Source organism: Hymenobacter sp. APR13, assembly GCF_000737515.1.
Lineage (GTDB): Bacteria > Bacteroidota > Bacteroidia > Cytophagales > Hymenobacteraceae > Hymenobacter.
Genome location: NZ_CP006587.1, coordinates 4859420 through 4870994, shown reverse-complemented (window position 1 = coordinate 4870994; position 11575 = coordinate 4859420). Strand labels below are relative to the sequence as shown.

At 56.8% G+C, this 11575-nt stretch carries 10 protein-coding genes; 3 read left to right on the top strand and 7 right to left on the bottom strand.

Annotation, left to right across the window (positions count from 1 at the left end; all coding sequences use genetic code 11):
- Positions 1-107 precede the first annotated feature (107 nt).
- The 3 genes from N008_RS20485 to N008_RS23950 are packed head-to-tail and all read left to right on the top strand — an operon-like array spanning position 108 to position 1353.
- A complete protein-coding gene (locus tag N008_RS20485; RefSeq protein ID WP_044017964.1) occupies positions 108-491 on the top strand; it encodes an ArsR/SmtB family transcription factor in 384 nt (127 codons plus the stop codon).
- Complete coding sequence (gene merTP / locus N008_RS20480) at positions 488-1105, top strand: mercuric transport protein MerTP (protein WP_044017963.1); 618 nt, start codon at positions 488-490, stop codon at positions 1103-1105. Before N008_RS20485 ends, merTP begins: the two co-directional genes overlap by 4 nt.
- A gap of 14 nt (positions 1106-1119) precedes the next feature.
- Entirely contained in the window at positions 1120-1353 is a 234-nt protein-coding gene (locus N008_RS23950) for a GDCCVxC domain-containing (seleno)protein (RefSeq protein ID WP_071884577.1), read from the top strand.
- On the opposite strand, the gene N008_RS20475 is transcribed toward N008_RS23950, so the two are convergent.
- From N008_RS20475 to N008_RS20445, 7 genes are all read right to left on the bottom strand, one after another.
- Complete coding sequence (locus N008_RS20475) at positions 1350-1862, bottom strand: IS110 family transposase (protein WP_044017962.1); 513 nt, start codon at positions 1860-1862, stop codon at positions 1350-1352. The two genes, N008_RS23950 and N008_RS20475, sit on opposite strands and share 4 nt — an antisense overlap.
- A 3-nt stretch (positions 1863-1865) precedes the next feature.
- Entirely contained in the window at positions 1866-2441 is a 576-nt protein-coding gene (locus tag N008_RS20470; RefSeq protein WP_044017961.1) for an IS110 family transposase, read from the bottom strand.
- A 344-nt stretch (positions 2442-2785) separates the two neighbouring features.
- A complete protein-coding gene (locus N008_RS22065; protein ID WP_081910924.1) occupies positions 2786-4198 on the bottom strand; it encodes a toll/interleukin-1 receptor domain-containing protein in 1413 nt (470 codons plus the stop codon).
- Between the two features lie 67 nt (positions 4199-4265).
- Entirely contained in the window at positions 4266-5306 is a 1041-nt protein-coding gene (locus N008_RS20460) for a 5-methylcytosine restriction system specificity protein McrC (protein WP_044018088.1), read from the bottom strand.
- On the bottom strand, positions 5303-7237 hold the full coding sequence (locus N008_RS20455; protein WP_052381812.1) for an AAA family ATPase: 1935 nt from the start codon (positions 7235-7237) through the stop codon (positions 5303-5305). Before N008_RS20455 ends, N008_RS20460 begins: the two co-directional genes overlap by 4 nt.
- A gap of 442 nt (positions 7238-7679) precedes the next feature.
- On the bottom strand, positions 7680-8354 hold the full coding sequence (locus tag N008_RS20450; protein ID WP_044018087.1) for a M48 family metallopeptidase: 675 nt from the start codon (positions 8352-8354) through the stop codon (positions 7680-7682).
- Positions 8354-11566, bottom strand: coding sequence for a type I restriction endonuclease subunit R (locus N008_RS20445; RefSeq protein WP_044018086.1), 3213 nt, complete (start codon positions 11564-11566; stop codon positions 8354-8356). Before N008_RS20445 ends, N008_RS20450 begins: the two co-directional genes overlap by 1 nt.
- Positions 11567-11575: the final 9 nt, after the last annotated feature.

Genomic DNA, 11575 nt, shown 5'->3' with positions numbered 1-11575 from the left:
TGAGATACTGTGATGAAATGCAAGCAAAGACTGCGCTTTAGCTTAAAAAGAAGAAACTTTTTATTTTAGCAATTGCTTAAATTCGCAAGTAGTACCTTTGCATAACCATGACTAAAAAAGCTACTGCCTGCATCCGGGTATTCGCTGATACGGCCCGTATCGAGCAGTGCCAGGCGCGATTGGCGCACGTTGAGCCGGCCCTTCAGTCCCTGGCCTCGGTCCTAGCCCTGGCCGGCAACGAGGTGCGCCTAAAAATTCTGCTGCTACTGGCCGACGAACAGCAGTTGTGCGTGTGCGACATCGCCGACGTGCTGCAAATGACCGTCTCGGCCGTGTCCCAGCACTTACGCAAGCTCAAAGATGGGGGCGTGCTGCACGCCCATAAGGTCGGCCAGACCGTGTTTTATGCCCTCAGCCAACCGCATTTACCCATTCTGCAACCGCTATTGGCGGGCTTAGCGGCCACTCCTTCGCTTCAATCGGCCTTATGAATACTTCCCCTTCTTCCAACAAACCCCTGCTCGGGGCCGGCTTGGTGGCGGCGCTGGCCGCGTCGCTGTGCTGCATCACGCCGCTGCTGGCGGTCCTGGGGGGCCTGGGCGGCGTGGCCTCGGCCTTTGCCTGGCTCGAACCCCTGCGGCCCTACTCAGTAGCCCTTACCGTGGGTGCACTGGGCTTTGCCTGGTATCAGCAACTCAAACCAGCGCCGGCCGCCGATGCCTGCGGCTGCACAGTGGACACAAAACCCACCTTTATGCAGTCCAAGGTCTTCCTAGGTGTGGTAACGGTACTGGCGGCGCTGCTGCTGGCCTTCCCTTACTACGGGGCAAAGTTGTACCCCACCCCAGTCGCACCCGTTCCAGTGGCCGCAAGTGCAGCCGGACCGGTCTGGCAAACGGCGAACTACCGCATCGGGGGCATGACCTGCGACGCCTGCGCGAAACACGTCGAGCACGCGGTGCAGCAGCTGCCGGGCGTGCAGGCCGTGACCGTTTCCTACGACCAGGGCACAGCGCAAGTCCGCTTTGATGCGGCCAAAAGCCCCGCCGCGCAGGTCGCCCAAGCTATTAACGGCACTGGCTACAAAGTGCTGGCCACGAACTAACCTCCCCCTGCTCCATGCTTACGCTCGAACCAAAGGCCCCGTTGCTTACTTCCGTCCTAACGTGCCCGGTATGCGGCCACGCGCAAGCGGAGCAAATGCCGACCGACGCTTGTCAATATTTCTACGAATGCACGAGTTGCCACACGGTTCTGAAACCGCTGGCCGGTGATTGCTGCGTGTACTGCTCTTATGGCTCGGTGCCCTGTCCGCCCATTCAGGAACAAGGTTCAGGAAGTTGCTGCGGCTAAACTGGTGCTTTCTCGTTGGTTTCGGGGTGAACGGATTCGAGCGCTGCTGCTAATTCGTTAACTGCGGGGTGGTACTGCGGGTCGTACATCCGGTCATTTTTCCACAGAGAGTAGCAAAGCAGGAGGAGTTTGCGCATGACCGCAATCACACCAGGCTTGCCGTTGGGGTGTCTCGCCCGCAGTCGGGTATAGAAGGCCATCTGCTGCGGGTTGTAACGCAAGCTGCTGATAGCCGGTAGATAAAGGGCCGTACGCAAGCGTACGTTCCCTCGGCGCGAGATGCGCGTGGCTCCGGCAAACAGCCCACTTTGGCGTTGCACTACATCCAACCCGGCGTAGGAAGCCAGTTGCCGCTCGTTATCCACGAGCACGAAGCCGCTGGTTTCGGCGACGACCACGATAGCGGTGGTCAAACCGATGCCAGGCACACTCGTCAGCTGTCTCAACTTGCGACCAAGTTCGGGTTCCGCTTCCAGCAAGGCGGCGAGGTCCTGGTCAACGGCGAGCAACTGCTACTGAATAAGTGTTTGTTGGGTGGCCAAGCGGGACAGGGAACGGGCATCGGGTTGATAGCTGTGCTGATAGGCATGGATTTTCACCTTGAGGCGTGCCCCATGTCCGGTTAAGCTTTGCCGCTCGCGGGCCAGCGCCCGTAATTGCCGTAAGGCTGGTGAGGGCGGTTGCCAGGCAGGCAAGGCACGCTCCAACCCGAGCCGGCAGAGTAAGCGCGCATCAAGTTGGTCCGTTTTGCTCTTTTGCTCGGTGCTCTGTGCAAAATGCTTCGCCTTGTTGGGGAGGAGCACGCTGAGTGCTTGCGCCTTATCACTTAGAAAATAGGCCAGTTCTTCGTAGTAGACGCCTGTGGCCTCTACTACAAACCAAATGGGAGCCGGCAGCACCGCTTGTTTTTCAGTCCAACTAAGCAAAGCAGCAAAGCCAGTCAGCGTGTTGTCGAATGATGTCTGTTTGCCGAAGCGCAGGTGCTGGCGGGCATCAATTTGCCCAAAACAGGCGACGAAAGTATCTTTCGCAATGTCGATGCCCACGACAAATTTGAGTGGGCTGGTGCAGGGATGGGCGGTAGGCATAAGGAAATGAAAAAAGGGGAAGAACTAGCCAGTCCGGTTTTTACCGCAACTCTCCTTGCACAAATGCGGGATGCCAACGCCGGGCTCCCTCCATACTGTTCAGTCTTCAGGCAAAAACGGGAAACGAGGCACAGTCTCTAACGCGCAATGTCAGGGCCGAAGCCCCGCATTTAGGGATAGTTGGTGACCTCGTTTCCTTTTCTGGCTACCCTTCTACGAAAGGCACTGCAATCATACAAGGGATTGGCGTCTGGTTAGGCCCCTGAATTAGTGGCGATAACACTCAATTATCGGTACTAAGAATCAATGAAACGAGTATTGAATGGGGTCCCAAGATTAATGAATTAGTAGGAACGAATCGGCCCAAGTAGAACGGCCGTATCTGTTGCTCCTGCAAGTAAGCAGACACAATTTACCCGCACAGTGGTAGGTGCGTCACGGTGGCTGGCTTCCCGTTGGCCTTCAAAATCAATGGTAACACTCTGGCCCTTTAGCGTTAAGCTGAGACGGAGAATGTGCTGAACTGTGTTGGTGAAGTGAAGAAACCAGGTTAGGACCAACGGAGCCACCTGTTTGAAGCGAGTGGGAGAATTACCAACCTGCCGGAAAAGCGCGGGTAATGGTGAGGCAGCCAAATCGTTGAATCTACCACTAGAAAGCCATCGCATCGGGCTTTGTTCTGGGGGCTGCGTGTTCAGCAGGAGCAGCTCGGCTCTTGCTTGGGCCTGCATATCGGGCGTGAGGTTGCTATAGGTTACCTCCGTGCGGGCGATGAGCTCCTGCGTGTCGGCGGCGAGGTGCCACGTCTCGCGGTTGTTTTCCGTCACGGTGTGCAAGTCTTGTTGCGTGCAGCGGTAGGAGTGCCACCTGAAAACCACGCTAGCTAAGCCGTCGCCGGACTGACGCAGGCCGGTCAGAAACGCTACTTGGGAAGGCGTTGCGGGGCGCAAGGCCATTTCCAGCTGCTTTCCAATTTTGGCGTGATGAACGGGTATGACTTCCCACTCCCCACTGCGTTTCACCAGCAAGGCCTGCTGGGTGCCGGATGCACTAGCGGCTGCCCGTTTGGGTGCAGCCGTTGCTAAATCTGCTTTTGGGAGTCCACGAGTTGTCGTCTTTTTACTCGTTTCGACGAAGGCTGCCGATGGCTTTGTGGTTGCCTTTTTTGCAACGGCCGTGGACGTAACCACCGGCCTTGCCACAGCCTTCTTGGCTGGAGCCATAAAAATCTCATGTACACGCTTCGCTACTTGAAACAGCGTCTGGTTGACTTGCCCCTCTGAGAGCAAGTCCAGCGGCTGGTCAGGGCCATTTACGGCCTGAAATTCACTGAGAGGCGTCAGCGAAAAGGCGCTGGTGCTCAAGAGCAAGGGCAGAATAATAGTGCCTTCCTTGGCAGCAGCTTTCAGCAGCGGGGGCAGCTCATCAGAGTTGATAAAGTCCGAAGCCAGAAAATTGGAACTGATGAGCAGAATAGCTACCCGTGTTTTAGCAAGTGCACTTTCAATTTCTACCCGCCACTTGTCCCCCGACCGCAGTTTGGTATCTACCCAAACATTGATTTTAAAGTCACGCTCCAGCGGTTTCAGGTGCATTTTCAGCCGTTCCATCCAGGCTTTGTCACGCTGGCTGTAGCTGATAAAGATATCGGTGCGGGCCAACGCTGCATTTTTAGGTGCACGCTTCACCGGAGCTGCTTTCTTGGTCGCAGCAGGAACAGCAGATTTCTTAGAAGGCGCGGTTTTTTTAGTAGGCATGCAGCAAGTTAAACTAGTAAAGTAACTCCTTAATGATGTTGCAACGGCTAAAAGCACTCATGAATACTCACCACTCCAGCAGGCCCTGCAATTCGGCTTCTACCGCTTGCCAGCCCTGGTTCAAGTTCACGGTGGCCACCCGGAGCCGATGGGCAGTGTCAAGGAGTTGGTAGGAGTGCCGTAGCTTCCCATCTACCACGGGGTAGAGTAGCAGCCCGTCCACTGGGCGGGTAGGCTCCTGACGCTGGGCGTGCTGTACATATGCAAAGAGCTGATAGAGGTGGGCTGATATAATCTTTTCCTGATTGTAGTTCTGCTTGAGGGCCTTGCGGTAATACTTGCAATCCAGGATAAGCTTGCGCGTCGGGCTGGTGAGCGACACATCCGTTTGCATGATGGGCAGCAATGCCTTGGCTTCATCAGTAGCCGGTTTAACCGCCCATTTCAGCGTTTCTGACCCCACTTTATAGGTCTTTTGACGCCGCCGGTAGAAGTTGCGCACGAACCGCTCGAACAGGGCGGCCATGCGCTTGTCGGTGCCCGTGAAATTGCGAAATAGCCGCTGGCCGGCTTGCTGCGTAAGCAATACCTCCTCGTGCACCAGCTGACAAACGTTGAGCAGCAGGCGGTAATGTGCCGTGTGCCGGTGCAGCACCACTTGGTCGTACACCCGGATATCGGGCACAGTTATCAGGGCCACGTCGGCTAAGCGCACATACAGCCCCCGGATTTCTCGGCGTAAGGACGTATCCAGCTCTGGAGCCGTAAGCAGGTGATGCAGGGCCGATTTTAGCAGCCGGTTCACGGGTACGTCTTGACTTAGCTCATCGAAGGCGCACCAGCTGCGGGCCGTGATCAGGGTTTGCTGGCGAATAGACTCGCTAAGCAGCAGCTTGCCGCGCAGCCGGCCGGTCAGCTCTACTTCGGGCACGTAGTCACGGGCCAAGCCGCGCTTGAGCACATGCGTGGTGCCTTGCACCAGCACCCGCGCCAGCAGGTCGAGCATCGAGTCAGCGGGCTCGGCTGTCACAGCTACTTCTTCGGCCTCGTCGAGCTGGTCCCAGGCGTAGGTGAGCAGGTGGTAGAGGTTCTGGACCGGAATGCTCATGCCGGGCCGTGCAGGGCCGCAATGGCATTGCTGGCCTTGGTTTCGCTATCGAACCAATATTCGCGCAGCAGCGGGGCCAAGTCGTGGGTCACAATGGCGTCCCACCAGTCGACCGGGGTTTCGTCGCCCAGTGGCGTGCAGAAGTAGCTGTGCCCGATAAGAAAGCCAGCGCCCAGGTTTTTGTCCTCCTTGATTGTCAGGTTCAGGGCGGCCACCCGCGTTAGAATGTCGGCCGCCATTTCCTCGGGAATCTTACTCTCGATGAGCTGCTGGCGGAGCTTGTCGCCCAGCATGGGTACTAAGTCCACGAAAGTGAAGCGCCGCCGCAGGGCGTAATCCACCAAGGCCAACGACCGGTCGGCGGTATTCATGGTGCCGATGACGTACAGATTCGGCGGAATGAAGAACGGTGCTTCTTGAGGCTTGCGGTAGGTGAGGGGCAGGGCGTAGGTGGAACTGCGCTTGTCGGCTTCCAGTAACAGGAGCAGCTCGCCGAAAATCTTGCTCAGGTTGCCTCGGTTGATTTCATCTATCAGAAAGAAATACTCCTGCTTGGGGTCGGCGTGGGCGCGCTGCACGAAGTCCACGAATACGCCGTCGGCCAACTCAAAGCCGGCGGATGCGGTGGGCCGCCAGCCCCGGATAAAATCCTCGTAGCTGTAGCTCTGGTGAAACTGCACGAGCTGCACCCGGCGGTTGTCCTGCACGCCCATTTGCAGCCAGGCCAGGCGGCGCGCTACGTAGGTTTTGCCCACACCCGGCGGGCCCTGCACAATGAGGTTTTTCTTGCGCTTGAGCGCCGCCCGCATGTGCTGAATCTGAGGGGTGGTAAGAAACAAGTCCTGCTCGGCTTCGGCCAGGGTATAGGGCAGGGGATGGGGATGGGGCGGGACTACCGGCTTTTCTACCGGCGGCAGGGGCTGCGGCTGGCCAATTTTCTTAAGCTGTTTTGCCTCAGCCAGCTCAGCCAGAATGGGTTTTAGGAAGGTGTGGTAGCTGGTTATACTGGTGAGCGTTTTAGTAGGCACCCCAGGACCGGCTTTGTCCTCCATCCATCCCTCCAGCAGCCAGTTTACCGGGCGTATGTTGTTGTGCACCGTCCGGGCGATGTCAAAAGCATATTCCCCCGTTACTTGGCCGATGCCTAGAATCTTGCGGCGGCCAATCTTGACTACCACGTAGTCGCCGGGCCGGATTTCGTGGCAAAACTGCCAGCAAGCCAGCATGTTGTTATTGTGCGTAGTGTCGCCGCCGTAGTGCTGTTTCAATGCCTGCCGCAATTCCTCGTCGCCAGGGTACTGGCGCAGGTCGCCCAGGGCTTCCCAACCGATGGACATGTGGCCCTCGGCCTGCCAGGCTTTCCAAAATGTGCCGCCCTCACCTGCCCCAATGGCCCAGTAGTTGGGGCTAATGCCCGGCTCCGGCATGAGCGGAGTACCGGTAGCTTCCGGCTCAGCAGCCCCAGCGAAGCCAGACGGCTCCAGTTGCGCTAGGCCTGGTGGGGGCGGGCTTTGCTGCGCATAGGCTTCCCGGATAGCCGCCCACTGACTGGTACGATTCCAGACCATGCTGCCCGTGTTGAAGGGCGTGCCGGTCAACTCTACGGGTGTGGTTACCAGCCATTCAACGGGGCAGTAGTGGGATGGCTGGCCGGTGTCTTGGGCGAAGTGCCCAGTGGCTTGGCCGATACCCAGCACCTGACGAGGCCCCCGTGTCACCATTACCACGTCGCCGGGCTGGACTTGGCCCAGCAGCTGCGAGCCGTCACCGTTGCCGTTGCCCGAGGTGGCAGGACCAACCAGCAACTGATTAAATAGTGGCCGTACCACGCCCTGCTGGCGGTACAGCGCCCATACTTCCGGGTTGGCATCTACTTGCGCCGTCCAATAGGTGCGCTTTTTGGAAGCCGGAGCGGCCGAATTTAGAGACATAGAGATAAATAAGTAGGCTGCTGCGAAACGCGTCGGCAAGATGCATCATTTGCCCGCACTTGGTGAGCCAATCTATCCACTTACCTCAGTAAAAAGCTCACACTGGTTTCTGCCGGTGCTCGAAGGAGCATCCATCAACTTCCTCCCTACTGCCCCCGCCCAAGGGCCTGTTATATGTGCTCACCAGAATCAAAAACCCACACGCCATCACCGTGCTATTCGATGTTAAAGTGACGTAGGATATCTGTAGTGGAAGGCAAAAAAAGACCCACCCTCTGCGGGGCGGGTTTCCGGCCAAACAGCAAGCCGAAACTTGTGACCGAAGATTTTTACAGTGTTAGCCATACAGCACCGGTAGAGCCGATACAGTGGCTAATTTTTGTATATCAAAGATAGTGCTTTGGCTATAGCCTTCCCAGTTTCAATAAATGGGGGTGAATTTTTAGAAGTCCACCTCTAGCAAATCCCCGTTTTTCTTTAGCCAGTCTTTGGCTTTCTGATAGTTTGGAATTTGTATCGACAGGATGTTCCAGAATCTGGGAGTATGGTTGCCTTCCATCAAGTGCACCAACTCGTGCGCCACTAGGTAGCCCACCACATACAATGGTGCTTTGATGATGCGCCAGTTGAAGATGATGTTATTGCTGGGCGTGCAGGAGCCCCAGCGGTACTTCATCTCTGACGTTTTGCACTCGTTGTACTGCACACCCAGGCGCTGCGCGTATTCCTGGGCCAGGGGCTCAATCTTCAGCAATGCCTGCTTCAGATACCATTGCTTGAATAGAGCGTTGGCATTAGACTGGTTAGTACGGGAGATACGAAAGCGCTGGTTGAATTCAACCCCCTCTATCTCTTCATCTACAATCAATAGCTGGTAGTTCCGGCCCAGGTACATCAGGTGCTCGCCCGAAATGAATTCCTTCGTTTCCGGCACGGCCGGATACTTCTGAGCATGGTTGAGCTTCTCTTTCAGCCACTGTCGTTTGGATTGCACAATGGCTTCAATGCGCTCCAGTGACAAGTGGTTTGGGGCACGGACGATAATCTTCCGGTCGCGCTCTACGGTGATGTTGAGCGTTTTGCGCGCACTGAATTTTACCTCGTACTCCAGCTGCATCAGTCGCGGACGATTTTGAAATGATTGGTTTTGGCCAGCTCCATGATTCGGGAGACGAGCTCTTTGTATTTCAACGTGATGTTCGGGGTTTTAATGAACTCCGGCGAGAGCAGCAGCTTCTGCAGCTCACCACGGAGCTTGGCCTGCGCCGGAGCGCTGTCCCAGAAGCCAGTGAGCTTGATTTCGGTAGACACCTGATGGAAGACGTGCTGCGTCAGGTTTACGTTCTGCGCGATTTCGTCCTCGGTCAAGGTGCGGTTATCGAACAGTTCCGCTTTGAAAATACGGAAGAAGGGCATCTGCTTCTTCCGGTCCAGGCCGAAGGTTTGCTCTTTTTCCTGATTCTTGATTTTCTCCCGCAGCTTTTCTAGCTCTTCATAGATGACCTTCCAGTTTCCTTTGAAATTTTTGAGAATCTCTTCTAGTGCTTCCGAAAAGGACGCGAACAGCTCCGGGTCTTCATCAATATTGATGTTGATGTAGTGCCGGATAGCATGCTCCACAGCCGCAGCCTTGGTCTTCTCCCGCGCCTTGCCCTTTACGTGCTGCTGAAAGTCGTCGGCGATAATGGAGATGGGCGCGATGGTCTGCTCGATTCCTTTAGACACTAGAAACTCATCAGCAATGGCGCGCAGCTTGGGCGGAATGCCTTTCATGCTGAAACGGCCATCCAGAAAGTGTTTGTTGGCTAGTGCATTTATCTCTGTAAAGGCTTTCCAGTCGGTGAAATACTCCAGCGCCTCCTTGCGGGGAAGCACGTTGTTGAAACAGCTGGTGAGTGCGTTGTAGTGCTTGATGTAGTCGAAGCGAATGTCCTCATCATAAAACACATCGAAGAAAGCATCAGAATCGCTCAAATCGGTCAGGCCGTGGCCTTCCAGGAATTTCCAGATGTCCTGGTGGGACTTGATGAGGGCGTTGAGCTCGGCCTCGTCGTCGGAGAGGCAATCCACGATTTCCTGCAGCTCCTTTTCAGCGTACACGTCCAGCGCCCGCTTCAGGTGCTGGCCCACGCCCACGTAGTCCACCACAAAGCCGCGCTCCTTGCCGGCCGGCCCTACCCGATTCACGCGGGCAATGGTTTGCAGCAGGTTATGGGCGATGATGACCCGGTCGAGGTAGAGCACCTGTTCGATGGGCGCGTCGAAGCCGGTGAGCAGCATGTTGTTCACCACAATAATGCCCACGTTGCCGTTGAGGGTTTTGTCCTCCTCGTCTGTCTTGCCGAAGGGCAGTTTGAAACGCTTAATGCTCTTTTTGTGGTAATCGGCGTTGGTATAGGCCTTAATTTCCAGCTCGTCGTTGTGGCTGCCTGAGATGACCACGGCGGTAGTTAGCGCCTCTAGTTGGGCCAGGTTCACCAGCATGGGGTTGGCTACCTGCAGTTCGGCCAGCTTGGCTTGCAAGGCTTCGTCGAGGGCGGCTTTGTAGCGCACGGCGGCGCTACGCGAGTTGGCTACCACCTGCGCCTTGAAGCCACCCGAGAAAATGTGCTCCACGTAGTGGTTCACCATGCTGCGGGCCTTTTCGCGGATGGTCTGTACGTTGTCCAGGTACGCATCGCGGGAGCCAAAACCCAGTATTTGCAGCCGTTCGGTGAGGTTGTAGTCGCTGAAGACGTCGGCAAACTTTGCGTCCATGCCCTTCTTATCTTCCACCTCGGCATTGTGGGTAAAGCCCTCGTACACGATTTCCAGCGTCACGCCATCGTCAATGGCCTGGCGCATGGTGTACTTGTCGATGTAGTCCTTGTACTTCTTCTCCGTTTTGGCGGTGGGCGTGCCCGTAAAGCCGATGGAGGTGGCGTTGGGCAGGGCGCGGTCGAGGTTGGCGGCCAGCAGCGAGTACTGCGAGCGGTGGGCCTCGTCGGTCATCACCAACACCTGGGCGCTCTTGTTCAGCTCCGGGAAAAGCTCCAGCCCGTTCAGCTCGCCGTTCTCCTGAAACTTGTGAATCATGGCCATCACCAGGTCGGAGTTGTCGTTGCTGAGCAACTCCTTCAGGCTCTTGCCGTCGGGCGTGGCTTTGGGGTTGATGAAGTTGGCGGGCTTGATGGTGAAGCCGATGCTCTGCCCGGTTTCTGCCAGTTGCTCTTCCAACTGGGTGCGGTCGGTCACGAAAATGATTTTCCAGCCCATAAGGGCGGGGCGCAGCTTCATTTCGCGCACCATAAACATCATGGTTAGCGACTTGCCCGAGCCCTGCGTGTGCCAGATGATGCCGCCGCGCTCCAAGGGATTTTTGCCCTCAATCAGGCGCTGGGTGGCCACCTTCACGGCCCGGAATTGCTGGTAGCGGCCCACCACTTTTATCTTGTGCCCCTTGTCGTTGCTGGCAAACACCGTGAACACCCGGATGATGTCGAGCAGATTGCGCGGGGCCAGCATCCCGGCCACCAGGCGCTGCTGGTCGTTGGGGGCCGACTTGCCGTGCGCCAGGTCGTTCACTGTGAGCGGGTAGGGGTCGGTCCAGCGGTAAAACAGCTTTTCGATGCCCGTAGTGATGGTGCCGAACTTGGCCTCGGTGCGGCAGGTCGTGACGATGAACTGGTTGTAATAGAACAGCTCCTTATTGCCCTCGCCGGTCACGCCGCGCTGTTCCATGTAGCGCTGCAGCTGGTCGATGGCTTCGGGAATGGGCTCCTTCACCTTGCTCGACTTGGCCTCGACTACCACCACCGGCAGGCCGTTCACGAACAGCACGATGTCGGGAATGATGTGGTGGTCGGTGCCCGGAATATTGACTTTGAACTGCGAAATAGCCGTGAAAACGTTGTTCCCTAGGTTCTCGAAATCGATGTAGCGTACGGTGGGGCTCAGCTCCCCGGTGTGCTCGTTGGTGGCTACGGTGGTGTTTTCCAACAAATAGCGCAGCACCTGCTGGTTGTTCTCAATCAGGCTGTTTTTGTCGAAGGTGCTGATGCGGCGCACTACTTCTTCCACCTGCCCGTCGGTCAGGAACGGGTTGATTTTTCGCAGGGCTGTGCGCAGCTTGGGCGGCAGAATTACCTCCGAAAACGAGGTGCGGAAGCTCTGGGCCGGGGTTTGCTGCATGGGCAGCTCCAGTACTTCGTGGCGGTCGTCGCCCGTGCCCTTATGCCAGCCCAGCCCACGCAGCTGCACCATGAATGGCTGCTCTACGTGGCTGTGCTCATCGAGCTTGAGCGACTGGCCTAGGCTGCCTTTGTAGGTGGTATCGTTGCTGAGCTGCATAGTGGGGAG